Below are 26,417 nucleotides of genomic sequence, written 5' to 3'. Positions count from 1 at the left end.
TTTGTGACAACATCAGCCTGATGCAGGAATAAAATGACTAAAGACATTCACGCCCATCGTATCCTCATCCTCGACTTCGGTTCCCAGTACACCCAGCTCATCGCCCGCCGTGTGCGCGAGATCGGCGTCTACTGCGAGCTGTGGGCCTGGGACGTAACCGAAGAGCAGATCCGCGAGTTCAACCCGAGCGGCATCATCCTCTCCGGCGGCCCGGAATCCGTCACCGAGGCGGGCAGCCCGCGCGCCCCCGAGTACGTGTTCAACGCCGGCGTGCCGGTGTTCGGCATCTGCTACGGCATGCAGACCATGTCCGAGCAGCTCGGCGGCAAGGTGCAGTCCTCCAACCTGCGTGAATTCGGCTATGCCCAGGTCGAAGTGCTGGGCCAGTCCGGCAAGGCCAGCGCCCTCTTGCGCAACATCGAAGACGCCATTGCCGACAACGGCAATGCCCTGCTGGATGTCTGGATGAGCCACGGCGACAAGGTCACCGAGATCCCCGCCGGTTTCACCACCATCGCCCAGACCGCGACCTGCCCCCATGCCGCCATGGCGTGTGAGGCCAAGCGCTTCTACGGCGTGCAGTTCCACCCGGAAGTGACCCACACCCGTCAGGGTGCCCGCATGCTGGAGCACTTCGTCAAGGACATCTGCGGCTGCGAATGCCTGTGGACCCCGGCCACCATCATCGACGACGCCGTTGCCCGCATCCGCGAGCAGGTGGGTGACGACGAGGTGATCCTGGGCCTCTCCGGCGGCGTGGACTCCTCCGTGGTCGCCATGCTGGTGCACCGCGCCATCGGCGATCGCCTCACCTGCGTCTTCGTCGACAACGGCCTGCTGCGCCTGAACGAAGGCCAGCAGGTGATGGACATGTTCGGCGATCACTTCGGCCTGAACATCATCAAGGTCGACGCCGAAGAGCGCTTCCTCTCCGCCCTCGCGGGTATCGACGAGCCGGAAGCCAAGCGCAAGACCATCGGCCGCGTCTTCGTCGAGGTGTTCGACGACGAGTCCAAGAAGCTCAAGAACGCCAAGTGGCTGGCCCAGGGCACCATCTACCCGGACGTCATCGAATCCGCTGCCAGCAAGACCGGCAAGGCTCACGTCATCAAGTCCCACCACAACGTCGGCGGCCTGCCGGAAGAGATGAAAATGGGTCTGGTGGAGCCGCTGCGCGAGCTGTTCAAGGACGAAGTGCGCCGTGTCGGCCTCGAACTCGGCCTGCCCTACGACATGCTCTACCGTCACCCCTTCCCGGGTCCGGGTCTGGGCGTGCGCGTGCTTGGCGAAGTGAAGAAAGAGTACTGCGATCTGCTGCGCAAGGCTGACGCCATCTTCATCGAAGAGCTGCGCAAGGCCGACCTCTACAACCAGGTCAGTCAGGCGTTCGCCGTCTTCCTGCCGGTGCGCTCCGTCGGCGTCATGGGCGACGGCCGCAAGTACGACTGGGTCATTGCGCTGCGTGCCGTCGAGACCATCGACTTCATGACCGCCCACTGGGCTCACCTGCCGTACGACTTCCTCGGCCACGTGTCGAACCGCATCATCAACGAGATCAACGGCATCTCCCGCGTGGTGTACGACGTCTCCGGCAAGCCGCCCGCAACCATCGAGTGGGAATAAGGGTTAACCCTCTCCCTGCGATCACGCAAAACTGTCAAAAAGGCGCCCTTGAGGCGCCTTTTCTTTTTCCAATCGTTTGCGAGAAAATTTTGCTCCTGGCGAAGGGGGTGAGGGCTCTGTTGCCAATGTTGTCGTGGTGAGTGCCTGGGGCGATCGGCAGAGCGTCATCTATCGCGTCCACATATGTCGACAGGCTGTTGTTTCTCCGGGGCAGGGGAGGGTGAGCAAAGCCTGTCGGTCAGTTGCCATGCGGGCAATGGAGCCGGATACCCGCCGTGTCGATGCCCCATCTTGATGCGCGGTGGTAATGCGAGCTGCTGATGCGCCCCCAAGATGGGGTCATTTATTGATCTGGCTTGGGAAACGCCCACCTTCCGCTTTGTCTTGTCTCTCACGCTCGCTAGGATAGCCGTCTGGGTATGGCCTCTCTGGAGTCGCCGATGAAGCAGAGACACTGAGTGGGTTAAAGACAGCAAACGGAAGGCTGCCGGGTGGTAACTTGGCCGTGACTCGGGGGGGGACCGGCTAAAATCTACCCCTTAACCAAATGTGGGGGCTTGGTAATGGGAGTTGCACAGCTATGGGTATTTCAATCATGCTACCAATCCAGGTCGGGCACTCTTTCGTCGTTCAATGTTCATGGGATATCGGTTGGGGATGAATTAAGTGAAAGGATCAGAAGAGAACGTAAACATAAGCCTCCTGGAGGCTGATCCTGGCAGCCTTCCCGAGTTCAAGCTCGCCTTGCAGGATGCCTTTCGCGTGGCGGCAGAGGCAGACTTTGGACACCCACTTGAAGAGCCCATTCCTTCTGATGAAGATATTGAACAGTCATTTCACACCAAGGGGGCCGTTACATACTGGATCATGGCAGCCGAACAACGTGTTGGCGGAGCCGTGCTAGTGATAGACCAGAAGAGCGGTCGCAACTCCCTGTCATTCTTTTTCATCGCGACGAGCCAACAGAGCAAAGGCTTGGGCCTTAAAGCCTGGCATGCGATTGAACACGCGTTTCCTCTCACCAAAGTGTGGGAAACGGTGACGCCATATTTTGAGAAACGGAATATTCACTTCTACGTTAACCGATGTGGTTTCAACATTGTCGATTTCTACAACAAGTACCATCCAGACCCTCATCAGCTCTCACACCATCTTGATGGCAAAGGAGATGACGATGAGATGTTCCGGTTTGAGAAAATAATGGAAGGTGCGAGTGCTGGTAAACGCGAAAGCCAACCCGGCGATTGACCCCGCTTGTTTCGCTCTCCATCCATGCCATGGGGGGTGCTTATGGCATCCTACGGGCTTGGTCAATCCGATGAGTGGTGGTCTGGATGGCCATCATGTTCCGTCTCCAATTCAACTAAAGGGGCACTCTTCGCCCCGACCCATCTGACCTCCCCACTTAATATTGCCGGATGGTTATCCAGGGCCCTCAATGGCCAGCTATCTCGTGACTAGGGGGGCCCTTTTCGCCTTATCAAGTAACCCATAAAGGGCCGAATTTACTCATACCTCGCCGCCTTACAGGCGTGTATCGCCTGTTTGCGGGTCTCGCCCCAGTGATAGTCGCCGAGCTTGCCGTTTTGCTGGATGACCCTGTGGCAGGGGATCATCAAGGCGACGGGGTTGGCGCCCACCGCGAGCCCCACGGCGCGGGCGGCCTTGGGATTGTCGACGGTGCTCGTCACCTGGGCGTAGCTCACCACCCTGGCTGGCGGGATCTGCAACAAAACAGGGGATCTCTGGCCGCCATTCCTTATAATGCCCCTCCTTTATTGCCATCGGGCCGCTGCCCGCTGGTGCCGAGGGCCGTGAACCGGCCACCCCGATAGAGACGAATTTATGCATACCCTGGAACAGCTGCGCTCCGGAGCCTTGTGCGGCGCACGCCACCTGAAACTCGCTGAAGGCCTCGCGGTTTTCCCCCCCGAGATCCTGAGCCTCAAGGAGACCCTGGAGGTGCTGGATCTCACCGGTAACCAGCTGAGCGAGTTGCCGGACGCGCTGGCCGAGTTCAGCAAACTGCGCATCATTTTCTGCTCCGAGAACCGCTTTACCGAGTTGCCCGAGGTGCTGGGGCGCTGCCCCGCGCTCACCATGGTGGGCTTCAAGGCCAACCGCATCGCGACCGTCTCGGCCGCCTCCCTGCCCGCCAGACTGCGCTGGCTCATTCTGACTGACAATGCCATCGAGCAGTTGCCCGAGGAGCTGGGTCGGTGCACGGATCTCCAAAAGCTGATGCTCTCGGGCAACCGCCTGCGCGAGCTGCCCGAGAGTCTCGCTCACTGCCACCGTTTGGAGCTGCTTCGCATCGCCGCTAACCGGTTTGAGGCCTTCCCCGACTGGCTGCTGGCGCTGCCGCGCCTCAGCTGGCTGGCCTACGCGGGCAACCCCTTCAGCGACCGGCAGGAGCGCCGGCTCGAGCAGTGCGCCTCGGTGGCCGACATCCCCTGGGATGACCTGACCCTGGGCGAGTGGCTGGGGCAGGGGGCGTCTGGCGTCATCCATCGCGCCGAGCTGAAGGGGCAGGCACAAGCCGAGGCGGTGGCGGTCAAGCTCTTCAAGGGAGCGGTGACCAGCGATGGGCTGCCCCGCTGCGAGCTGGCGGTGTCGCTGGCCGCCGGTCGCCATCCCCATCTGGTCGGCGTGGTGGGTCGGGTTGGGGATCACCCCTCCGGGATCCCGGCGCTGGTGATGGCGCTGATCCCCCCGGATTTTGTCAATCTGGCGGGGCCGCCGAGTCTGGACTCCTGCACCCGTGACATCTACCCGGACGGCGTGCGCTTCACCCCGGCCACGCTGCTCAACCTGGCGCAGGGGGTGGTGAGCGCCGCACGACATCTGCACGGGCGGGGCATCCTGCACGGCGATCTCTATGCCCATAACCTGCTGCACTCTGTGCAAGGGAAAGGGCAGGGGCAAGAGCAGGCACAGGGCCGGGTGCTGCTCGGCGATTTTGGCGCCGCCTCCTGTTACGACAGAACCGATGAGGCGCTGGCCGGGCGGCTGGAGCGCCTGGAGGTAAGGGCCTTCGGCTGCCTGCTGGAGGAGCTGCTGGTGCGCAGCACCGACAAGCACGAGGCGCTGGCGGGGCTCGGCGAGCTGGTCGGGGAGTGCCTCTGCGAGGTGCCGTCCCGACGCCCCACCTTTGCCCGTATTGCCGCGCGGCTCGACGCTGCGCAGGCCCGGCTTGCGGCCGAGCCGGTGGCGGTATGACCATCCGGCCGGGAGTCACCTCTTTCAAGACTGCGGGGCCACGTCCAGGGCGCTCACGGCGTGTCTTGCAAAAAGGGTGGGGGACGGACGGTGCGGGGCTTGCACCGCTTCGGTGAAGTTGTGATAGTGATGCATCATTGCAGATGACGGGAGAAAGAGGATGGAAGCGGCGTTTTGGCATCAGAAGTGGAAAGAGAACCGGATTGGCTTTCATCAGGCAGATTTCAACCGCTGGCTGCAGTCCTGGTGGTCGGCCCAGCAGGGGGATGAACCCGTGCTGGTCCCCCTGTGCGGCAAGTCCCGCGACATGCTCTGGCTTCGGGAGCAGGGGCATCCGGTGGACGGCTTCGAGCTATCCGAGCTCGCCGTCACCCAGTTTTTCGCCGAGAACAACCTGAGTGCCGAGACAAGCGAGCAGGGGCCCTATCAGTGCCACCAGCACGATCATCTTCGCATCTATCAGGGGGATTTTTTCGCCGCCCCGGAGCTTGGCCGTCGCTATCGACTGGTCTATGACAGGGCCGCCCTCATCGCCCTGCCGACGGCGATGCGCCGCCAGTATGCCGCCCTGATGAGCCGCCTCGTGGAGGCGAGGGGACAAGTTCTGCTGGTGACTCTCGAGTACCAGCCGGAGCAGCAGCTACAGCCGCCGTTCTCGGTGGGAGAGATGGAGGTGCGCACCCTGTTCGAGCGCGACTTCAGCGTGGAGGTGCTGGGGCGGGCGGCGGAGCTGGATCACCCCAGGGTGCTCGCCGGGCAGCTCTCCTATTTCGATGAAGTGGCCTATCGCCTGATCCGCCGGGGTTGAGGAGACGCCCGGCCCCAGGTTGGAGAAAGGTCGCGGGCAGGCGACCTTTTTTACCTCCTTTGACATAGATCAACGTGGAAAATCAGGGGAGTGCCTAAGATGAGGCTGTTTCTCAATCACTGCTGGTGCCGACCGATGCGCTCTGGTTTGAACCATCCGGCCGACCATCAACCCAGTGTCTGATTTTCACGCTCATGTTCACTTTTGGCGGCTCAGGTCGCAATTGTTTATGGTATTTCCAGCCGACCCCCAGGGGTCGGCTTTTTATTGCCCGGATGGCCCCGGACGGAGAGTGGGCAAGGAGCCGATTCAGGCCTCGGATTCAGGCCTCGAAGGTGGCGCTGTTGAGCCTGAAGGCCCTGGGATCGTCGATGAACTGGCCGGTGATCCGCTCGTCGTGCTCGTGGCCGAGACCATAGCTGCAGAGGATCAGGCGATCCGAGGTGCGCGATCTCAGCTGGGTGATGAAGCGCACCAGGTCGGCGCGGCTGAGCCTGTCCACCTCCTCGCACACCCGCTCCCGCTGATCAAAGCCCAGATCCTTGTTGCCGATGCTGACCCAGAGCCGCTGGCCACGGCTGCGCAGGTTGGCGTCCCGCTCGCTCAGCTGGGCCTGCAGGCCAGCCTTGCTGTCTTGCCACTGCTGCTCGGTGAACTCCAGCATGGCCAGGGGGAAGAGGTCGATGAACTCCTCCACCGCGTCCAGCAGGATCTGCGGCCCCGCCACCGGCGACTGGATATAGAAGATGAGGCCGGGATGGCGGTTGAGGGGCAGGTTGCCGGCCCCCACCACGTAACCGAGCTGCTGACGGGTGCGCAGCTCGTGGAAGAAGGTGGAGGACATGATGTGGTTGGCCAGGGTGAAGCAGGCGAGATCCCGCGCCCGGGTGGTGCGTGACTGGTAGTAGACCAGGAGCGCCGAGTCTTCATGCTCGCATCCCTGCTCGCGAATGAGGGTGCCCCTGTCCTGAATGGAGATGAGGGGTCGGCGGGTCTCCGCGCTGGGCTGGCTGCTGGTGCCGAGGTGGCGCTCCAGCAGGGACGCGAGCTCGAGGGCCTCGGCCGCCGTCCAGTCCCCGTGCACCAGGGTTTCAATGTGTACCTCGGCAAAGAGCTGGGAGACGAAGGCGGGCATCTCGCCGAGCTCGACGGTGCGCAGGTGGCGCAGCAACTGTTCGAACGGCGGATTGTTCGGCTGCAGCAGGCTAGTGAGCTGGTTGAACAGCTGGGAGATGGGCCGGGTCTTGGACTGGTTCTCCCAGTTGCGGATGAGCTGCTCTTTGATCTCGGCGAAGCGGGCCGGATCCGGGTACCCCAGGGTGCGGTTGCCGAGGATCATGTCAAGCAGCAGCGGCTGCTTGTCGGCAAAGCCGCTGAGGTTGATGGTAAAGCCTCCCTGATGGGCATAGATCTGGTAGCCGAGCCCGGCGAGTTCGGCCGGGTAGGTGAGGGCATTGAGGTGGTCCGTGAGCAGCTCCACCGCGAGCCGTGCCATGGCGATGTGGCGCGGATTCCTGACCGCGTGCTCGCTGTCGATGGAGATGTAGAGGCTGCCCTTGGGCACGCCGAACAGATGCTCGTGCAGGTGCCAGAGGCGGAACCCGGGCCGGTCGATGAGGCAGGCGGGCATGTCGGCGGCCAGTGCCGGCAGGCGGGCATCGAGACGGCTGCTGATAAAGGGGTTGGGCGCCGGCAAGTGCAGGGCGGGATCAGGCTGGCTCTGCTGCCAGCGGATCTTCTCCGCCTCCGTGATGGTCTGGACGCTGTACGGGGTCTGATACCAGCGGGCCAGGCGATCCGTGCTCACCTCCGGGGCCTGGATGGTCACCCTCAGATTGTGGGGGGTCAGCTTGGCGAGGAAGCGCCGGATCAGGGGTTCGTCAAACTCGCGCATCATGTAGTCGCCATGGAGCAGATCGTCCGGCGCATAGCTGAACAGGTTGAGCACCAGCCCCGAGGCGGTATCCAGCGCCCGGCCCCGCTCCTGGAATTGGAAGGCGGATTCCAGCACGCTGCGCTTCTCGTCATAGCGCCAGGCCTGGACGCCATCCTGCTCGATGAGTTTCAGATAGCCGAACAGGGCGGCGATGATGTCGTCTACATGGTCAAGCCCGAGGGGAGTCAGGCCGAAGCTCACGCCAAAGTCCTTGAAGTTGGCCCCGCTGATACCGCCGCCGGCGGCGAGCTGGTTGACCCAGCCCTTCGCTTTCAGCAGAGAGAGCAGGCTGCCTTCCCCTTCGTAGCCGATGAGGTGGCTCAGGAAGGTGAGGGGCTTCTTGTCGTACAGGGCATCCACGCTGGGCAGCGGGAAGGTCAGGGCCAGCTTGCGGGTCTCCTTGACCGGGTTGATCTGGATGCGGATGCCGAGGTCATCGAGCCGGTAGAGGGGCGCCGACAGGGCCGGGGGGCCGAGGTGGCGATCCGGAATGGTGCTGAAGAAGCGATCGCACCAGGCCAGCTGGGTGTCGATGGAGGCGGGCGAAATCATGACCAGCGCCATGCGATCCGCACTGTAGTGCGTTTCGTAGAAAGCAATAAGGTCGGAGCGCAGATCCCGCCCCGGCAGATCCGCCAGGGTGTCCAGGTTGCCGACCGAGAACTTGGAGAAGGGATGGGCCGGGTTGACCGTCTCCTTGTGCACCTGATAGCTGCGGCGCACGTCATCCTGCAGCTTGAGGCGATATTCGGAGTCGACCGCGTTGCGCTCCTTGTCCACCCACTTGGGATCGAAGGTGGGGCAGATGAAGAACTGGGAGAAACGATGGAGCCCCGCTTCGAAGAAGCCGTTGTCGATGTCGAAGAAGAAGTTGGTGAACTCGGTGCCGGTCCAGGCGTTGTTGCTCCCCCCGTGGCGGCTCATGAACTGCTGATATTCGCCGGGTTTGGGATAAGTACGAGTACCTAGGAACAGCATATGCTCAAGGAAGTGGGCCATGCCCTGGCGATCGACCGGATCATCGAAGTGACCTGTGTTGACGGCCAGGGAGGCGGCCGATTTGTCGGTCTGGGGATCGCAGATCAACAAGACCCTGAGCCGGTTTGCCAGCTCCAGATAGTGATACCGCCGATGGTCGTTGGGACTGGCATATGGGCTCATTGGGGCGTGGCTCGCGGTGAATTTATTTGAATTTAAACATGATTATCGACCCCGCTATCTCACGAGGCAAACCCTTTTCTGAGAGGTAGCGCAATTGTTTCCCCCGGCATGGCGGGGTAAGATCCCCCCGCTATTTAAACAGGCCCCCTGGGCGAGGTTGTAATGAAAATCTACATCATGCGTCATGGCCAGGCTGGCATGAACGCAAAGACTGATGAACAGCGTCCACTGACCGAACAAGGCATCGAAGAGTCCATCCACATGGCATGCTGGCTGGCTCCTCAGCTCACAGGCTCCCTGAGCCTGGTGATCCACAGCAACTACCTGCGTGCCAGACAGACCTGGCAGGCCATTTCGCCCGAGTTGCCCAAGGCCCGCAAGGTCGAGGAGAGCGGCGAGATCACGCCCTATGGCGATCCGGCCTTCGTGGCGAGCTACCTGACCGCGCTGGCAGCGGAGCACGACAACATCCTCATGGTCAGCCATCTGCCGCTGGTGGGGTATCTGGTGCAGAGCCTCTGCCCGGCTGCGGGTGCGCCCATGTTTGCCACCTCCGGTCTTGCCTGCATCGAGTGGCAAGATGGCAAGGGGGCCTTGCTCTGGCTGGAAGGACCGCATACAATACGTTAAAAGTTAATAAAAAGTTACAAGATGGTTTTTTGGGGAAGAGAGAGTCGATTTTTCCGGTTTTTTATATAAATTTAACGGAATTATTGCGCATAAGCTGCTGTCATACGGATACAACTGCAAGAGGTTGCAAACGATGAGAGTATTCAAGAAGTACCTGCCACTGATGGTGGCAAAACATGTCAAAACCTTCTTCAAGGGGCGTATTTACATCCATGGCAGGGGGCGCTTCGACTTCCAGTCGGGCTTGCTGATGATGCCGCTGCAAGCCGACATTCCCCATCGCCAGACGGTGCTCGAGGTCAACGAACTGATTTCGAGGCTCCACATGGACGCTGCCTGAGCCACCCTGGCTTGACCCTTTTCCCCATCATGCCCGCCCTGTGCGGGCATGATGCTTGATGAGCCTGGGGAAGGCCGGCAGTGCCGCCTTCATCCGGGTTGCCGCAACATCGCCGCTCCCGCATCAGAGTGCTTGCTTATCCCGTTTGCCTCTCTATACTCCCGCGAAATACCCGCCTCCTTTCTCTGGATATCGCGATGCCCCTGGCCTTTCTGTTTCCCTTCTCCTGCATGGCCATCTGGGCCGGCAATGGCATCGTCAGCAAGCTGGCGGTCGGCGTACTCTCTCCGGCGGCCCTGGCCTGGTCGCGCTGGATGGTGGCGGCCCTGGTGCTGACCCCGTTTCTTGCGCGCCGTGCCTGGCGGGTGCGTGGCAAACTGCGGGCCGGTTTTTCGAAGCTGGCGGCGCTGGCCCTGCTCGGCATGGTACTCAACCAGACGTTCGGCTATTACGCGGCCCAGACTCTGGGGGCGACCGAGATTGGGCTGATGATGGGGCTGACCCCGCTGATGACGGTGCTGCTCAGCATCTGGCTGCTGCGCGAGCGTCCCACCTGGGGCGCCCTGCTGGGGGGCGTCATCTCCCTCATGGGGCTGGCCATCTTGCTGGGGCAGGGGGATCCGAGCCGTCTGCTGACCCAGGGCATCCACATAGGCTTCGTCTACATGCTGCTCTCGGCGGCCACCTATGCGCTCTACAGCGTGCTGCTCAAGCGCTGGGATCTGGGGCTCGACAACTGGTCCATGCTCTATGGCCAGGTGCTGTGCAGCCTCCTGTTTCTCACCCCCTTCTATCTGCTGGTGGACGGGCACTGGCCGGATGGCAGCGCCCTCTGGCTCATCCTCTATGCGGGGATCCCGACGTCGGCGCTCTCCCCCTGGCTCTGGATGCAGGGTATCGCCCTGCTGGGGGCAAGCCGCACCGCCATCTTCATGAACCTGCTGCCGGTGATGACGGCGGCGCTCGCCATCACCTGGCTCGGGGAGCGGCTCACCAGCTATCACCTCATCGGCGGCGGCATGACCCTGATGGGGGTCCTGCTGGCACAGTTGCTGGTCAAGCCCGTGGTGGTGCGCCGGCGGGCCAGGCTGGCGATGGCGAGCTGTCAGGAGGATTGAGATAAAAAAGACCGCCCCGAAGGCGGTCTTTTGCTGTCCGGGGCGCGGGTTATTGCGCCGTCAGATAGAGATCCTTGGCATAAACCAGGTCTTGCGGGTTGTGATAGGGGTAGCCCTTGACGTTGGGCTTGAGCAGGCGGGATTTCACGTAGAAGTAGACCGGTGCGATGGGGGCCTCCTCGTCGATCAGCACCTCCGCTTGCTGATAGAGCCGGTTGCGTTCCGCCGGATCCTTGGCGTCATGGGCCTTGGCCAGGAGGGCGTCGTACTCCTTGTTGAACCACTTGCCGCTGTTGGCGCTGCTGCTGGAGGTCATGATGTCGAGGAAGGTGGAGGCATCGTTGTAGTCCCCGTTCCAGGAGTAGCGGCTCACCCCGAAGTCCCCTTCGTTGAGGGCCGACACCATGGTCTTCCACTCCATGTTGTTGAGCTCGGCCTTGACCCCCAGGTTGTGCTTCCACATGGAGGAGATGGCGAGCGCTATCTTCTTGTGCCCCTCGTTGGTGTTGTAGAGGATGTCCACCTCGAGCGGCTTGCCCGGGCCGTAACCCGCCTCGCCGAGCAGTGCCTTGGCCTGCTTTATCCGCTCCTCCTTGCTCATCAGCTCGCTGGCCGGACGCTTGAGTTCAAAGCCGTCGACGCTCGGCGGAGTCAGGCTGAAGGCCGAGAGTTGCCCTTGTCCCAGGATCTTCTCCGTGATGGTGTCCCGGTCGATGGCCAGGGAGAGCGCCTTGCGCACCCTGACATCGTCGAAGGGTTTGCGCTGGGTGTTGAACACGTAGTAGTAGGTGGCGAGCATGGGGGCGCTGACCAGCTCGTCCGGGCTCTGGCGTTTGATCTGCTGATACTGCTCCAGAGGATAGGTGGTGTAGTGCAGCTCGCTCGCACGATAGCGGTTGTAGGCCGCGGTATCTGAGACGATCTCGAGATAGACCACCTTGTTCAGCACGGTGTGCTGGTTGTCCCAGTAGTGAGGATTGCGCTCGGCGATGAGGCGCTCGTTCGGGGTCCACTCCTTGAGGGCGAAGGCGCCATTGGAGACGATGTTGCCGGGCTTGACCCACTCATGACCAAACTTCTCGATGGTGGCCCTGGGGGCCGGGAAGGTGGTGTAGTGGGAGAGAGTCTTCAGGAAGAAGGGAACCGGGGCCTTGAGGGTGATCTGCAGGGTGTGATCATCCAGCGCCTTGATCCCCAGGGCATCCGGGCTCTGCTTGCCCTGGATGACGTCGCCGGCGTTGAGCACGCCGGTCAGCTCGATGAACCAGGCGTAGTTGGAGGCGTTCTTGGGGTCTGCCGCCCGCTGCCAGCCATAGACATAGTCTGCCGCCGTCACCGGCTCGCCGTTAGACCATTTTGCATCGGGTCTGAGCTTGAAGGTGTAGACGGTGCCGCTGGCGTCGAGCTCGTAGCCCAGTGCCCCCGCCGCCTGCAGCTTGCCGTTGCCATCCAGGGTATAGAGCCCCTCGAACAGATCGTTGACGATGTCGCTGCCCGCACTCTCTTCCACCATCTGGGGATCGATGGAGGCAGGCTCGGTGCCGATGTTGCGGACGAAGGTTTGCTGGGCACTGGGCAGCAGCTGGGTGCCTTCAGGCACCTGGGCGGCCAGGGCAGGCAGGGAGAGCAGGGCGGTGATCGCGCCGGCAATGAGAGTCCTTTTCATTGAATATCCTTATGTTTTTTTGCTTCCAAAGCCGAGTCAGTGTGCGGGATCGATGGCGAGATCTCAAGAGGGTGCCGGCAGGGGGGACGGGAAAAGGACCGGATGGGGGTGAACGGCATCGGGTGAGGCAGGGTTGTCTTCTTGCCACGAATTAAGATGCCAAGAGATGTCGTTCGAGACCTCTTTTGGTGCCCGAAAAGCCCGCTCCATAGGGGCTTTTTGGCGATTTAAACAGCGCCTTAATTCGCTGCAAAAACAAAAAACACGCGTTACATTAGGTTACAAAACAACGCTGCCGAAGATCGGCACTTTTTTTGCCGAGATCTGCAAACGTTTTCAACGGCCAACGGAAACGATCTTAAAGGAACAAGAATGCGAAACATGATCACCATGGGCGAATTCATCGTCAAAAAGCAGGCGGACTATCCTACCGCGACTGGCGAGCTGACCTCCTTGCTCAGCTCCATTCGCCTCGCCGCCAAGGTGGTGAACCGGGAGATCAACAAGGCGGGGCTGGCGGACATTATCGGCTCCATCGGGTCCGAAAACGTGCAGGGGGAAGTGCAGCAGAAGCTGGATGTCTACGCCAATGAACGCTTCAAGGCGGCGCTGGAAGCCCGTGGCGAGGTGTGTGGCATGGCCTCCGAGGAGGAAGAGGACTTCGTCTCCTTCGATTCCGAGCTCTCCCGCCACTCCAAATACGTGGTACTGATCGACCCCCTCGACGGCTCTTCCAACATCGACGTCAACGTCTCGGTCGGAACCATTTTCTCCATCTATCGCCGGGTCAGCAAGCCGGGGGCCGGCGTGACCCTGGAAGACTTCCTGCAGCCGGGCAACCGCCAGGTGGCCGCCGGTTACGTGGTCTACGGCTCCTCCACCATGCTGGTCTATACCACCGGCTTCGGGGTCAACGGCTTCACTTACGATCCCTCCATCGGCTGCTTCTGCCTCTCCCACGAGAACATCCGCATCCCGGAGGAGGGCAAGATCTACTCCATCAACGAGGGCAACTACATCAAGTTCCCGGATGGCGTGAAGAAGTACCTGAAATATTGCCAGGAGCGTGACGAGGCGACCCACAGGCCCTACACCTCCCGTTATATCGGCTCCCTGGTCTCCGATTTTCACCGCAACCTGCTCAAGGGCGGCATCTACATCTATCCGTCCGGCACCAACTCCCCGAACGGCAAGCTGCGCCTGCTCTACGAGTGCAACCCCATGGCCTTCCTGGTGGAGCAGGCGGGGGGCAAGGCCTCCGACGGTTTCGGCCGGATCATGGATATCCAGCCCACCGCCCTGCACCAGCGCACCCCCTATTTCGTGGGGTCCACCAAGATGGTGGAGCGCGCCGAGGCCTTCATGCGGGAGTTCTCCGCTCACGAGGATCCGGCGAGCCAGGCGTGATCCGCGGATGATAAAACGCAGGTAAAAAAACGGGAGCCATCAGGGCTCCCGTTTCTATTTTGGCAAGCAGTCCGCTCACTGGCTGTTGCGGGCGAGATCCGCCAGCAGGCTGTCCACCAGTTTGAGGCGCATGGCCCGCTCCTGGGTCGGCACCTGGAAGCGCAGCCGGGTCGGCCCATCCATCTTGTAGATGCGCGGCTGCTCGGAGAGGAGCCTGACCAGATAGGCCGGGTTGACGCGGGTCTCCTGGGTGAAGTCCAGATAACCGCCGCGCTCGCTCATCTCCACCCGGCGAATGCCAAGGGCGGTGGCGCGCTGGCGGAAGGCAGCCAGCTCCATCAAGGTCTTGGTCGGCTCTGGCAAGAGGCCGAAGCGGTCGATGAGCTCCACTTTGAGTTCGCGCAGCTCCTGCTCGTCCGCCGCACTGGCGATGCGCTTGTACATGGAGAGCCGCATGTTGACGTCCGGGATATAGTCGTCCGGGAGCAAGGCGGGCAGGCGCAGCTCCACCTCGGTGTGCTGGCTCATGAGCTGCTCCAGCGACGGCTCCTTGCCATGTTTGAGCGCCTCCACCGCCTGCTCCAGCATCTCCATGTAGAGGGTAAAGCCCACCGACTCGATCTGTCCGCTCTGATCGTCGCCCAGCAGCTCGCCCGCGCCGCGGATCTCCAGATCGTGGGTGGCGAGCGCAAAGCCGGCGCCGAGATCTTCGAGCGACGCAATGGCCTCCAGCCGCTTGGCCGCGTCCTTGGTCATCAGCTTGGGATGGGGGGTGAGCAGGTAGGCATAGGCCTGATGGTGGGAGCGACCGACCCGGCCCCGCAGCTGGTGCAGCTGGGCCAGGCCCAGGTGATCCGCCCTGTCCATGATGATGGTGTTGGCGCTCGGCACGTCGATGCCGGTCTCGATGATGGTGGTGCACACCAGCAGGTTGAAGCGCTGGTGGTAGAAGTCCGACATCACCCGCTCGAGCTCCCGCTCGCGCATCTGGCCGTGGGCGATACCGATGCGCGCCTCCGGCACCAGCTCGGCAAGATCCGCCGCGCACTTCTCGATGCTCTCCACGTCGTTGTGCAGGTAGTAGACCTGGCCGCCACGCTTCAATTCCCGCAGCACCGCCTCGCGCACCACTGTCGGCTCGTGCTGGCGCACGAAGGTCTTGATGGCCAGGCGCTTGGCGGGCGGGGTGGCGATGATGGAGAGATCCCGCATGCCGGACATGGCCATGTTGAGGGTACGCGGAATGGGGGTCGCGGTGAGGGTGAGGATATCCACGTCGGCCCGCAGCGCCTTGATCTTCTCCTTCTGGCGCACCCCGAATCTGTGCTCCTCGTCGACGATGAGCAGCCCCAGATCCTTGAAGGTGAGATCGGAGCCGAGCAGCTTGTGGGTGCCGATGATGATGTCCACCTTGCCCTCGGCCATCTCCTTCATCACCGCGCTCTGCTCCTTGGCGGAGCGGAAGCGGCTCAGCACCTCCACCCGCACCGGCCAGTTGGCGAAACGGTCGCGGAAGTTGTCATAGTGCTGCTGGGCCAAGAGGGTGGTGGGCACCAGCACCGCCACCTGCTTGCCGCCATGCACGGCCACAAACGCCGCCCGCATCGCCACTTCGGTCTTGCCAAAGCCCACGTCGCCGCACACCAGCCGGTCCATGCTCTTGGCCTGGCACATGTCGCCGAGCACGGCGTTGATGGCGTTGAGCTGATCGTCGGTCTCCTCGAACGGGAAGCCCGCGGCAAACTGGCGATAGGCCTCCCGGTCGTGCTTGAAGGCAAAGCCGGCGCGGGCCGCGCGGTGAGCGTAGACATCGAGCAGCTCGGCCGCTACGTCGCGCACCTTCTCGGCCGCCTTGCGCCGTGCCTTGACCCAGGCCTCGCCGCCGAGCTTGTGGCTGGGCGGATTGTCGGACCCTGTGTAGCGGCTGATCAGGTGCAGGCTGGTGACCGGCACGAACAGCTTGTCGCCACCGGCATATTCCAGGGTCAAAAACTCGGTGGGCAGGCCCCCCGCGTCTATGGTTTCGAGCCCCAGATAGCGGCCGACCCCGTGATCGAGGTGCACCACCGGCTGGCCCTGGGTTAGCTCGCCCAGGTTTCGGATGACCGCATCCGAGCTCAGGTTCTTGTTCTTCTCCCGTGTGCGTCGGCTGCGGATCTTGCCGCCCAGCAGCTCGCTCTCGGTGATGAGGGCGAGGGCCTCCTGCCCCGCCTCTTGCAGCAGGAAGCCGCGCTCGAGCGGGCAGACCAGGATCCCGTGGCGCACGTTGCTCGAGAGGAAGGCCTCGAGGGAGGGGAACTCCCTGGGTTGCAGCGCGATCCGCGCGAGCAGATCGCCGAGCCCCTCGCGCCGCCCCTCGGACTCCACCGCAAACAGGGTGCGCCCGGCAAAGCCTTGCAGGAACTGGTCGAGGGCCAGCAGGGGTAGCTCCTTGCTGTGGTCGAGCTGCAGTTCGGGCAGGGGGGCGAGGGGGAGATCATGCTGGCCCGCGCCACCGTCGCCAGCCGCCTCCTGCAGGCGCACGGCGCCATAGTGGCCGAGGGCGGCGAATAGCTCCTCCACCGGCAGATAGATCTGCTGGGGGGGCAGCAGGGGCCGGGTGTTGTCCCAGCGTCTGTCTTCATAGCGCTGGCCGATGTCGTTCCAGAAGCGCTGGGCCGCGGGGTAGATCTCCCCCACGGTGAGCAGCAGGGTGTTGCCTGGCAGGTAGTCGAACAGGCTGGCGGTATGGCTGAAGAAGAGCGGCAGATAGTACTCGATGCCGGCGGGCCAGCGCCCCTTGCTCACCTCCTGATAGACGGAGCCCTCGGCTCGGGAGATCTCGAACTGCTCCCGATACTGGCCGCGAAACAGCTCGATGGCCCCCTCATCCGTGGGAAACTCCCGGGCGGGCAACAGGCTGACGCTCTTGACCGGTTCGCTGGAGCGTTGGCTCTCGGGGTCGAAGGGGCGGATGGAGTCCACCTCGTCGTCGAAGAAGTCGATGCGATAGGGACGGCTGCTCCCCATGGGGAAGAGATCCAGCAGGGAGCCGCGGGCGGCGAACTCGCCGTGCTCCAGCACCTGCTCCACCGCCACGTAGCCCGCCTCGGCGAGGCGACCGCGCAGCTGCTGCAGGTTGAGGCGCTGGCCGCTTTTCACCATCAGGCTGTACTTGTCGAGATAGGCCTGGGGGGCCGTGCGCAGCATCAGGGTGGAGATGGGCACGATGAGCACACCGCGGCGCATCTGCGGCAGTTTATAGAGGGTTTCGAGGCGCTGGGAGATGATGTCCTGGTGAGGGGAGAAGCTGTCGTAGGGCAGGGTCTCCCAGTCCGGGAACAGCAGCACGGGGCAATCCTGGTCAGCCAGCAGGAAACCGAGCTCCTGTTCGAGGCGCAGGGCGCTCGGGGTATCGGCAGTCACCAGCAGGACGGGTCTGTCCGCCTCCCGGGTGAGGCGGGCGGCAACCAGTGCCAGGCTGCTGCCGACCAGCTGGCCGAACGTTAACTTCTGGCCCGCTTTGGCGGGCAAGGCGGGGAGTGTCATTGGCATCATGGCATTCTTTTAAATGTTGGCGTTCAGTTGGCGTTGACGTGGGGGAGGTTAGCGTTGGCGTTCCTGGGCACGCAGCTTGAGCTGCTTCGATTGCACATGGAGGCTGGCGCGCACCAGCAGCTCCCGGTCATCCTCGCGGATCCGCACATAGTCGAGCACCACGTGAGTGCCGTGCTCCCCGGCCTCCCGCTGCTTGACCTCCCCATAGCAGTAGACGGCCGAGGCCTCTTCCCGCAGGAAGATCTTGAGCCGCACTATCTGGTGCAGTGCAGGCGGCTCCCCGTGACCCTGGCGAGGGTGCAGGTAGGTGAGTTGACCGGCGCCAAAGCGCAGGGTGTGGAAGCGATGCTCGGGGTGATCCTGGGCCGCCAGCACATAGCCCATGATCATGTCGATCTTGCGGGACTGCTGGTTGATGATCTCCACCAGATCGTGCATGGACTCGTTCTGGTTGCGGATCAGCCGGCTGCTCACCAGATCGATGGAGGTGATGGCAGAGGCGATGCGAAAGGGCTCGGGCAACTCGGCCTCCAGGGCTTCCAGCGTCGGCAGATGAAAGTCGGCCGGCATGGGGATCACATTGACCGGCATGGCATGGGTGACGCTGAAGAACTGTTCCTGCATGGAGGCTATCCCTTGTTGTCATAGTCTGTTTGCCTTTATTATCCGGTATCTTATTTCGTTGGCAACGTAGATATCCTTGAAGACTGGACTTTTTCAGCCACTGTCGCTGGCCATCGGCCTGCGTTACGCAGGCTCGCGACGCAGTAACCGCTTCGTCTCCTTTATCTCCCTGTTTTCCACCTTTGGCATCGCCATCGGGGTCGCCGCCCTGATGGTGGTCATCTCGGTCATGAACGGGTTCGAGGGGCAGCTCAAGGGGCGGATCCTCGGGGTGATCCCCCATGTGGTGGTGACCAATCAGGCCGGGCGCATCGAGGCCGAGCCAGAGGGCCTGCCCGATCTGGCCCGCTTGCCCCACGTGGTGGCCACGGCCCCCATGCTCGACAGTGAAGGCATGCTGCAAAGCCCCGGCCAGCTGACCGGGGTGAACGTACAGGGGATCGATCCTGCTCGCTGGCCCAAGGATGACATCCTGCACGCCCAGATGCTGGGGGGGCGCCTGGACAGCCTGCAGCGCGGTGAATACCACATCGTGTTGGGGCAGGGGGTGGCGAGCCGGCTCAAGGTTTCCATTGGCGACCAGGTACGTCTCATCCTGACCGAAGGCACCCGCTTCACGCCGTTTGGCCGGGTCCCGGCTCAGCGCCTCTTCACCGTCTCCGGCATCTTCGGGGTCGGTGCCGACGTGGACAGCCAGGTGGCACTCATCGCCCTGGGCGATGCCCAGCGCATGCTGCGCCTGACCGATGACAAGGTGGGGGGCATTCGCCTCTGGCTCGACGATCCCTTCGCCGCCGACGAGGTGATCAAGACAGCTCTCCCCGACGGTCTGGAGTGGCAGGACTGGCGCCGCGAGCGCGGCGAGCTGTTCCAGGCGGTGGCCATGGAGAAGCGGATGATGGGGTTGATGCTGGTGCTGATCATCGCGGTCGCCACCTTCAACATCCTCTCTGCCCTGGTGATGGTGGTTACCGATAAAGAGGGGGAGGTGGCCATCCTGCGCACCATGGGCATGAGTGAATCCGGCATCGTCAAGATCTTCATGGTGCTGGGGGCGTCGAGTGGCGTCATCGGCGCCCTGTTTGGCGCTATGGCGGGGCTGGCGCTCTGCTTCGGCCTCAACCCCCTGCTCGACGCGGTGGGGCTCAACCTCTATATGGCGGCCGGTGGCGCAGGCCTGCCGGTCACCGTCGAGCCTGCCCAGGTGGTGACCATCTTGCTGGGGGCCGTGCTGCTGAGCTTCAGTGCCACCCTCTATCCGGCGGCCCGTGCTGCCCGGGTCAAACCGGCCGAGGCATTACGGTATGAGTAGTGCTGTGAATCATTCATCTTCTGTTGTGACATCCGGTGCGATTACCGGCGTAGTTTCTGGTGCAAGTGGAGCCTCCTGTATGAATCAACCCCAGTCCTGTGAGGCGCTGCTGCGCTGCCAGGCCCTCAACCATGTCTACAAGGAAGGCAATCTGGAGACCCAGGTGCTCAAGGGGATCGACCTGTCCGTCGCCCCGGGGGAGATGCTGGCGGTGGTGGGTAGCTCGGGATCGGGCAAGACCACCCTGCTGCACCTGATGGGGGCGCTCGACAACCCCTCCAGCGGCACCGTGCTGTTCAAGGGGCAGGATATCCATGGCTGGGACAGTCGCACCCAGGCCAGGTTCCGCAACCGGGAGCTGGGGTTCGTCTACCAGTTCCACCACCTGCTCTCCGAGTTCAGCGCGCTGGAGAACGCCGCCATGCCGCTGCTGATCGCCGGTGAGTCGGTGGTCGTCGCCACCGAGAAGGCGAGCCGGATGCTGGGACGGGTGGGGCTCTCTCACCGACTCCATCATCGCCCTTCCGAGCTCTCCGGTGGTGAGCGCCAGCGGGTGGCCATCGCCCGTGCCCTGGTCAACGAACCCAGCTTGGTGCTGGCGGACGAACCCACCGGCAACCTGGACCACGCCAGCGCCACCGCCGTGTACGAACTCCTGTGCGAGCTCAATCGCGAGCTCGGCACCGCATTCGTGGTGGTGACCCATGACTTGAGCCTGGCTGCCAAGCTGCACCGCCGGGTAACCCTGGTGAGCGGCATCATGGCGGAGGTCGCCTGATGTTCAAGCCGCTGCCCCTGTTCCTGGGCCTGCGTTACAGTCGCTCCCGCCGTCGCAACGGTTTCATCGCCTTTATCTCGGCCTCCTCCCTGATCGGCATCGCCCTCGGGGTGATGGCGCTGATCCTGGGGCTTTCCGCCATGAACGGGTTCGAGCGGGAACTCAAGAACCGGGTGCTCTCCGTGGTGCCCCACGGGGAGCTTATCGGCATGGAGGCCCCTCTGCCTGACTGGCCGAGGCTGCGCGACTACCTGCTGGCCCAGCCGGGTGTCGTGGCCGCGGCTCCGGTCATTCGTCTGGACGGCCTGCTGGAGCACGGCTCTGCCCTCAAGGGGGCGCAGGTGCGCGCCGTATTGCCTGAGCTGGAAGCCAACCTGTCCGATGCGGGCAACTACATGACGGGCCGCGGCCTGCGCGAGTTGCAGGCAGGCGAGCATGGCCTCATTCTCGGCAAGACCATCGCCGACAAGCTGGGAGTCAAGATTGGTGACTCGGTGGCGTTGTTGTTGCCCCAGGGCGGCGATGCCACCGGTATCAAGAATCCGAAGCGGGAGACGCTCACCGTGGTGGGGCTGCTGGAGATCGGCGGTCAGCTGGATGGCGTACTGGGCTTCATGCACCTGGCGGACGCCCAGGCCATGACCGGCATGGGCAGCGCCGTGGAGGGCTTCAGCCTCAAGGTGAACGACGTGCTCAAGGCCCAGTCCATCACGGTGGCGGCCGCCCAGCAGTTCCCGCACTACGTCTACATCAGCAGCTGGATGAGCCGTCAGGGCTACCTGTATCAGGATATCCAGATGGTGCGTACCGTCATGTACGTGGTGATGCTGATGGTGGTGGCGGTGGCCTGCTTCAACATCGTCTCCACCCTGGTGATGGCGGTGAACGAGAAGCGCAGCGAAATCGCCATCCTCAAGACCATGGGGGCGAGCCCGGGCCAGATCCGGCTCACCTTCGTCATTCAGGGGATGGTGAACGGGGTGGCGGGGGCGCTGCTCGGCGCCCTGCTCGGCGGCCTGCTCTCCAGCAAGCTGACCCAGATCCTGAGCGCCATCGAAGGAGTGATCGGCCATCGTTTCCTGAACCCGGACATCTATTTCATCGACTTCCTGCCGACCGAGCTGCACATGCAGGATCTGGTCATCGTCACCAGTGCGGCCATTCTGATGAGCCTGGTAGCGACCCTCTATCCCGCGTGGCGGGCGAGTGGTCTGGTGCCTTCCCGGGAGCTGGGACACTGATCCGGATACCTTCACGGTGACAAATAAAGAAGGGCCCGTCGGCAATGCCGGCGGGCCCTTCGCATTGATGGGGGTCAGTGGGCGTTCAGCTCGTCCAGGGGCAGGGAGAAGCTGGCCACGAAGACATCGATGAAGTAGCGCATGGCGGGGTTCATCCGGGATGCCAGCATCTGTTCGAGACGCTTGCGTGCCGGTTCGAACTCCCGGTTGCCGACGCTCAGCTCCTCCAGACACTTGGTGTAGGCGCAGAGGGTGTCCGCATCCTTCACCAGGCGGGCCAGCGCCTCGTCCTGGGCGCCGGAGTCGAGCAGGGGGCGAAAGTCCTCCACCAGCTCCGCCGGCAGCATGCCCAGCAGGCGCTGCTCGGCGGCCAGCTCAATCTTCTTGTATTCGCGGGCAATCTCGGGATTGAAGTACTTGACCGGGGTGGGCAGATCGCCGGTCAGCACCTCGCTGCTGTCGTGGTAGAGGGCCATGACGGCGGCCTGGTTGGCGTCCACCTGGCCACCGAACAGCCGGTTGCTGATGAGCCCCAGAGCATGGGCCACCATGGCCACCTGCAAACTGTGTTCGGCGATGTTCTCGGGCTGGATGTTGCGCATCAGTGGCCAGCGGTAGATGAGCCGCATGCGGGCGAGGTTGGCGAAGAAGTGGCTGGGCAGCATGAAAGACCTCAACGGGTGACAATGAAAAGGGCAGACCCTAGTCTGCCCTTTTTTCACATCCCTGGCATCGCCCGGTTGCGCATTCTTGTTCAGCGGATATAGCGGCCCGATTCGGCCTCCTGGTTGGTCACTATCATCTGGCCGATGGGGGCCAGGCTGATGAGGGCCAGCTTGAGGTGCTGGATGCCGAACGGGATGCCGACGATGGTGACGAAACAGGCCAGCGCCGAGGCGATGTGGCCGATGGCGAGCCAGACGCCGATCAGCACAAACCAGAGAATGTTGCCAATCAGCCCCAGGGTACCGGTGCCGATGTCGCTCTGGCCCGTCATGGCCTTGCGGCTCACCGCCTGCTTGCCAAACGGGAAGAAGGTGAAGGTGCCGATGACGAAGCAGGCGCGTCCCCAGGGGATCCCGATAAGCGACACGAAGCAGAGCAGACCGGCCAGCCACCAGGCGAGTCCCATGAAGACGCCTCCCAGGACGAACCAGAGCAGATTGAACAAGAAGCGGAAAAAGGACATGTTGCGGACTCCAGAACCGTAAATTGGCTGTCACCATAGCGAGCCGGGCCGGGGGACGCAATGGCACAGGCGAATTGGTGGACAATTTGGGTCGCAGGAGACCAGCGAATGGACGGCCTGGCGGGCAATGGCAATGAAAAAGCCCGGTTTGGCGTACAAAAAAGTGAGCCAGTGCAAATTATTGCGGATGCAATGCTTGAACTCGGTGCAAGGCTTCCCCATATAGGAGAGAGTCTTGCGCAAATTGTGCCGTCTGTGCCCCGGATGGGGGATGTGCGGCTCGACGCGACCACTGCACGCCGCTATAATGTCGCGTCATATTTTCTCATCACAAAGACAGTCGTTGTCTTTATAAACAGGAAGACTCCGGGCTTGCCCGGGGGCAATAAAGGGTCAGCACACAGTGCTGAGTTGAACGAGGTAAAAGAATGCAAGTTTCTGTAGAGACAACCCAGGGTCTGGAACGCCGTCTTACCATCACTGTACCGGCTGCTACCGTTGACGCCGCCGTGCGCAAAGAATTGAATGGCCTGGCCAAGACTCGTCGCATCGACGGCTTCCGTCCTGGCAAGGCTCCGGTTGCCATCATCAAGAAGATGTTCGGCGCCATGGCACATGCCCGCGTTGCCGATGAAATGATGCAGAACAACTTCATCAAGGCCATCATCGAGAACAAACTGAGCCCGGCCGGTGCCCCGACCATGGATCCGAAAGAGATCAAAGAAGGTCAGGATTTCGAATTCACCGCCACGTTCGAAGTGTACCCGGAGTTTGAAGTTGCCGGTCTGGAGAGCATCAAGGTCGAGAAGCCGGTTGCCTCCGTCAAAGATGCCGATCTGGCCAACATGATCGACACCCTGCGCAAGCAGCACGCTACCTGGTCTGAAACCGACGCTGCTGCCGCCAATGGCATGCGCGTGACTCTGGACTTCGTCGGTTCCATCGACGGTGAAGAGTTCGACGGTGGCAAGGCTGAAGGTTTCTCCCTGGAACTGGGAGCTGGCCGCATGATCCCGGGCTTCGAAGACGCCATCCTGGGCAAGAAAGCGGGCGACGAGTTCACCATCGACGTGACCTTCCCGGCCGACTACCACGCCGAAGCCTTGAAGGGCAAGGCTGCCAAGTTTGCCTCCAAGCTGCACAAGGTTGAAGAGCAGATCCTGCCCGAGCTGACCGAAGAGTTCGTCAAGCGTTTTGGCATCGAGAGCGGCAGCGTTGAAGAGCTGAAGGCCGAAGTGCGCAAGAACATGGAGCGCGAACTGGCTCAAGCCCTGAAAAACAGCGTGAAAGAACAGGTACTGAACGGTCTGGTTGAAGCCAACCTGATCGACCTGCCGAAGGCTGCCGTTGCCCAGGAAATCGACACCCTGCGTCAGCAGGCTCTGCAGCGTTTCGGTGGCTTCCAGGGCGGCAACGCGCCGGAACTGCCTGCCGAGCTGTTCCAGGCTCAGGCCGAGCGTCGCGTTCGCGTAGGTCTGCTGCTGGGTGACGTCATCCGTACCAACGAGATCAAGGCTGACGACGCCCGTGTGACCAGCATCATCGAGTCCATGGCCACGGCCTACGAAGATCCGAAGGAAGTGATCGAGTACTACCAGCAGAACGAACAGATGCTGAACGGCGTTCGTAACCTGGCCATCGAAGATCAAGCCATCGACCTGATCCTGTCCAAAGCGCAAGTGACCGAGAAAGAAGTTGCCTTTGACGAAGTGATCAACAAGTCCGGTGCCGCTGCCTAAGATCATTTGACTTAAGGTCAAAACTGTTAAGTATAATGGCTCGTGTGATCTCCACTCGGGCCATTTTATTTTAGGGACAATGCCTTATGTACAAGAACTATAACGATGTGACTGAATCCCCACGCAATGCGCTCATCCCTATGGTGGTAGAGCAAACCGCGAAAGGGGAGCGTTCCTACGACATCTATTCCCGTCTGCTCAAAGAGCGGGTGATCTTCCTGACCGGTCAGGTGGAAGATCACATGGCGAACCTGGTGGTGGCCCAACTGCTGTTCCTGGAGTCCGAAAACCCGGATCAGGACATCAGCATCTACATCAACTCCCCGGGTGGCGCCGTGACGGCGGGCATGTCCATCTATGACACCATGCAGTTCATCAAGCCGGACGTCAGCACCGTCTGCATGGGGCAGGCCTGCTCCATGGGGGCCTTCCTGCTGGCCGGTGGCGCCAAGGGCAAGCGTTTCTGCCTGCCCAACGCCCGGGTGATGATCCACCAGCCGCTGGGCGGCTTCCAGGGGCAGGCATCTGACATCCAGATCCATGCCCAGGAGATCCTGAAGATCAAGAATACCCTGAACGACCGTCTGGCATTCCATACCGGTCAGGACATGGCCACCATCGAGCGCGACACCGACCGTGACAACTTCATGTCGGCGGAGCAGGCCGTGGCCTATGGTCTGGTTGACGGCATCCTGAGCCAGCGCGGCTGAGCAGGGTATCCCGTCCTGTTGTAAACTCAACAGGACGATCCATCCTCTATTGATAAAACGAGGTCGCTGAATGACAGAGAAACGCAAGGGTGAGGGCGACAAGCTGCTTTATTGCTCTTTCTGCGGCAAAAGCCAGCATGAAGTGCGCAAGCTGATCGCTGGCCCTTCCGTCTACGTATGTGATGAGTGTGTCGAGCTGTGCAACGACATCATCCGCGAGGAGATCCGCGAGATCTCTCCCAAGCGCGATGGTAGCGAGCTGCCGACCCCTCATGAAATCCGTGCCCATCTGGACGACTACGTGATCGGGCAGGAGTACGCCAAGAAGGTGCTGGCGGTGGCCGTCTACAACCACTACAAGCGTCTGCGCAGCGGCAGCGAGTCCGGTGGTGTGGAGCTGGGCAAGTCCAACATCCTGCTGATTGGCCCGACCGGTAGCGGCAAGACACTGCTGGCCGAAACCCTGGCTCGTCTGCTGGATGTCCCCTTCACCATGGCCGATGCCACCACCCTGACCGAAGCCGGTTACGTGGGCGAGGACGTGGAGAACATCATCCAGAAGCTGCTGCAAAAGTGCGATTACGACGTGGAGAAGGCCCAGCGCGGCATCGTCTACATCGACGAAATCGACAAGATCTCCCGCAAGTCGGACAACCCCTCCATCACCCGTGACGTGTCCGGGGAAGGGGTGCAGCAGGCACTGCTGAAGCTGATCGAAGGCACCATCGCCTCCGTGCCGCCCCAGGGTGGTCGCAAGCATCCGCAGCAGGAGTTCCTGCAGGTCGATACCTCCAAGATCCTCTTCATCTGTGGCGGTGCCTTTGCCGGGCTGGACAAGGTGATCGAGCAGCGTTCCGTCAAGGGCACTGGTATCGGTTTTGGCGCAGATGTCAAATCCAAGAATGCCAAGGCGACCTTAAGCGAGAACTTTGCCAAGGTGGAGCCGGAAGATCTCATCAAGTACGGTCTCATCCCCGAGTTCATCGGCCGTCTGCCGGTGGTGGCGACCCTGACCGAGCTGGACGAAGCTGCCCTCATCCAGATCCTGAAAGAGCCGAAGAATGCGCTGACCAAGCAGTATGCCGCACTGTTCGCCCTGGAAGAGGTCGAGCTGGAGTTCCGTGATGACGCCCTGAACGCTATCGCGCGCAAGGCAATGGAGCGCAAGACCGGTGCTCGGGGTCTGAGATCCATCGTCGAGGCCGTGCTGCTCGACACCATGTATGATCTGCCGTCCCTGAAAGGGGTCAGCAAGGTGGTGATCGACGAGACGGTGATCAAGGGGGACTCCGAACCTCTGATGATCTACGACAATCCCGAGACTCAGGCTGCAGCCTCAGAGTAACTGTCTGATTTTTAATCATATAAAGGGGCTTTTT

General features: G+C 62.1%; 22 protein-coding genes and 1 pseudogene. 16 read left to right on the top strand and 7 right to left on the bottom strand.

From position 1 onward, the window contains the following. Positions 1–33: 33 nt before the first annotated feature. Positions 34–1,623 (top strand): glutamine-hydrolyzing GMP synthase, encoded by a 1,590-nt coding sequence (gene guaA / locus BN1136_RS07980; RefSeq protein WP_043760987.1) that lies wholly within the window; start codon positions 34–36, stop codon positions 1,621–1,623. A gap of 666 nt (positions 1,624–2,289) precedes the next feature. Then, a complete protein-coding gene (locus BN1136_RS07975) occupies positions 2,290–2,871 on the top strand; it encodes a GNAT family N-acetyltransferase (protein ID WP_043760986.1) in 582 nt (193 codons plus the stop codon). A 257-nt stretch (positions 2,872–3,128) separates the two neighbouring features. On the opposite strand, the pseudogene BN1136_RS07970 reads toward BN1136_RS07975, so the two are convergent. Beyond that, positions 3,129–3,356: pseudogene (locus BN1136_RS07970) on the bottom strand (methylated-DNA--[protein]-cysteine S-methyltransferase); the annotation flags it as partial. Between the two features lie 112 nt (positions 3,357–3,468). On the opposite strand from BN1136_RS07970, the gene BN1136_RS07965 reads away from it, so the two are divergent. Next, positions 3,469–4,842 (top strand): leucine-rich repeat-containing protein kinase family protein, encoded by a 1,374-nt coding sequence (locus BN1136_RS07965; RefSeq protein WP_043808326.1) that lies wholly within the window; start codon positions 3,469–3,471, stop codon positions 4,840–4,842. A gap of 160 nt (positions 4,843–5,002) precedes the next feature. Then, a complete protein-coding gene (locus BN1136_RS07960) occupies positions 5,003–5,650 on the top strand; it encodes a thiopurine S-methyltransferase (RefSeq protein ID WP_043760984.1) in 648 nt (215 codons plus the stop codon). Between the two features lie 322 nt (positions 5,651–5,972). On the opposite strand, the gene BN1136_RS07955 is transcribed toward BN1136_RS07960, so the two are convergent. Further along, on the bottom strand, positions 5,973–8,747 hold the full coding sequence (locus BN1136_RS07955) for an insulinase family protein (protein ID WP_043760983.1): 2,775 nt from the start codon (positions 8,745–8,747) through the stop codon (positions 5,973–5,975). Positions 8,748–8,909: 162 nt separating this feature from the next. On the opposite strand from BN1136_RS07955, the gene sixA reads away from it, so the two are divergent. The 3 genes from sixA to BN1136_RS07940 all read left to right on the top strand — a co-directional run bounded on the left by sixA (position 8,910) and on the right by BN1136_RS07940 (position 10,835). After that, a complete protein-coding gene (gene sixA, locus BN1136_RS07950) occupies positions 8,910–9,377 on the top strand; it encodes a phosphohistidine phosphatase SixA (protein WP_043760982.1) in 468 nt (155 codons plus the stop codon). Between the two features lie 133 nt (positions 9,378–9,510). Then, positions 9,511–9,717: a DUF1107 domain-containing protein gene (locus BN1136_RS07945; protein WP_005324080.1), complete on the top strand. Its 207-nt coding sequence runs from the start codon at positions 9,511–9,513 to the stop codon at positions 9,715–9,717. 197 nt (positions 9,718–9,914) lie between these two features. Then, complete coding sequence (locus BN1136_RS07940) at positions 9,915–10,835, top strand: DMT family transporter (RefSeq protein ID WP_043760981.1); 921 nt, start codon at positions 9,915–9,917, stop codon at positions 10,833–10,835. A gap of 49 nt (positions 10,836–10,884) precedes the next feature. On the opposite strand, the gene BN1136_RS07935 is transcribed toward BN1136_RS07940, so the two are convergent. Beyond that, a complete protein-coding gene (locus BN1136_RS07935; RefSeq protein WP_043760980.1) occupies positions 10,885–12,501 on the bottom strand; it encodes a peptide ABC transporter substrate-binding protein in 1,617 nt (538 codons plus the stop codon). A gap of 166 nt (positions 12,502–12,667) precedes the next feature. Between BN1136_RS07935 and BN1136_RS20175 the strand changes: the two genes are divergently transcribed. Beyond that, complete coding sequence (locus BN1136_RS20175) at positions 12,668–12,886, top strand: hypothetical protein (RefSeq protein ID WP_152552621.1); 219 nt, start codon at positions 12,668–12,670, stop codon at positions 12,884–12,886. Next, positions 12,874–13,908 carry a class 1 fructose-bisphosphatase gene (fbp, locus tag BN1136_RS07930; protein ID WP_043760979.1) on the top strand — a complete coding sequence of 345 codons (1,035 nt, stop codon included), beginning with the start codon at positions 12,874–12,876 and terminating at the stop codon, positions 13,906–13,908. Before BN1136_RS20175 ends, fbp begins: the two co-directional genes overlap by 13 nt. A 75-nt stretch (positions 13,909–13,983) precedes the next feature. Here fbp and mfd read toward each other — a convergent pair whose 3' ends face one another. Both mfd and BN1136_RS07920 read right to left on the bottom strand, forming a co-directional pair. Next, the gene (gene mfd / locus BN1136_RS07925) at positions 13,984–17,445 is read right to left on the bottom strand and encodes a transcription-repair coupling factor (protein WP_043760978.1); all 3,462 of its coding nucleotides are present in this window, start codon (positions 17,443–17,445) and stop codon (positions 13,984–13,986) included. 48 nt (positions 17,446–17,493) lie between these two features. Then, positions 17,494–18,069 (bottom strand): hypothetical protein, encoded by a 576-nt coding sequence (locus BN1136_RS07920; RefSeq protein WP_043760977.1) that lies wholly within the window; start codon positions 18,067–18,069, stop codon positions 17,494–17,496. Between the two features lie 76 nt (positions 18,070–18,145). On the opposite strand from BN1136_RS07920, the gene BN1136_RS07915 reads away from it, so the two are divergent. The 3 genes from BN1136_RS07915 to lolE all read left to right on the top strand — a co-directional run bounded on the left by BN1136_RS07915 (position 18,146) and on the right by lolE (position 21,400). Continuing rightward, entirely contained in the window at positions 18,146–19,381 is a 1,236-nt protein-coding gene (locus tag BN1136_RS07915) for a lipoprotein-releasing ABC transporter permease subunit (RefSeq protein ID WP_043760976.1), read from the top strand. Between the two features lie 79 nt (positions 19,382–19,460). Beyond that, the gene (lolD, locus tag BN1136_RS07910; RefSeq protein WP_043760975.1) at positions 19,461–20,159 is read left to right on the top strand and encodes a lipoprotein-releasing ABC transporter ATP-binding protein LolD; all 699 of its coding nucleotides are present in this window, start codon (positions 19,461–19,463) and stop codon (positions 20,157–20,159) included. Then, the gene (lolE, locus tag BN1136_RS07905; protein ID WP_043760974.1) at positions 20,159–21,400 is read left to right on the top strand and encodes a lipoprotein-releasing ABC transporter permease subunit LolE; all 1,242 of its coding nucleotides are present in this window, start codon (positions 20,159–20,161) and stop codon (positions 21,398–21,400) included. The genes lolD and lolE overlap by 1 nt, the downstream gene beginning before the upstream one ends. Positions 21,401–21,474: 74 nt before the next feature. Here the strand turns inward: lolE and yfbR are convergent, their stop codons facing one another. After that, on the bottom strand, positions 21,475–22,065 hold the full coding sequence (gene yfbR / locus BN1136_RS07900) for a 5'-deoxynucleotidase (protein ID WP_043760973.1): 591 nt from the start codon (positions 22,063–22,065) through the stop codon (positions 21,475–21,477). A gap of 89 nt (positions 22,066–22,154) precedes the next feature. Next, positions 22,155–22,589, bottom strand: coding sequence for a YccF domain-containing protein (locus BN1136_RS07895; protein WP_043760972.1), 435 nt, complete (start codon positions 22,587–22,589; stop codon positions 22,155–22,157). Between the two features lie 108 nt (positions 22,590–22,697). Here BN1136_RS07895 and BN1136_RS07890 point away from each other — a divergent pair, with 108 nt between their 5' ends. From BN1136_RS07890 to clpX, 4 genes are all read left to right on the top strand, one after another. Then, the gene (locus BN1136_RS07890; protein ID WP_231557848.1) at positions 22,698–23,033 is read left to right on the top strand and encodes a hypothetical protein; all 336 of its coding nucleotides are present in this window, start codon (positions 22,698–22,700) and stop codon (positions 23,031–23,033) included. After that, entirely contained in the window at positions 23,018–24,328 is a 1,311-nt protein-coding gene (gene tig, locus BN1136_RS07885; RefSeq protein WP_043760971.1) for a trigger factor, read from the top strand. Before BN1136_RS07890 ends, tig begins: the two co-directional genes overlap by 16 nt. An 86-nt stretch (positions 24,329–24,414) precedes the next feature. After that, positions 24,415–25,038, top strand: a complete 624-nt coding sequence (clpP, locus tag BN1136_RS07880; protein WP_005324106.1) for an ATP-dependent Clp endopeptidase proteolytic subunit ClpP — start codon at positions 24,415–24,417, stop codon at positions 25,036–25,038. Positions 25,039–25,108: 70 nt separating this feature from the next. Further along, positions 25,109–26,383 carry an ATP-dependent protease ATP-binding subunit ClpX gene (gene clpX / locus BN1136_RS07875; protein ID WP_043760970.1) on the top strand — a complete coding sequence of 425 codons (1,275 nt, stop codon included), beginning with the start codon at positions 25,109–25,111 and terminating at the stop codon, positions 26,381–26,383. Positions 26,384–26,417 lie beyond the last annotated feature (34 nt).

Source organism: Aeromonas taiwanensis (assembly GCF_000820165.1).
In the GTDB taxonomy this organism is placed as follows: Bacteria; Pseudomonadota; Gammaproteobacteria; order Enterobacterales; family Aeromonadaceae; genus Aeromonas; species Aeromonas taiwanensis.
This window is presented reverse-complemented; position numbering and strand designations above follow the sequence as displayed.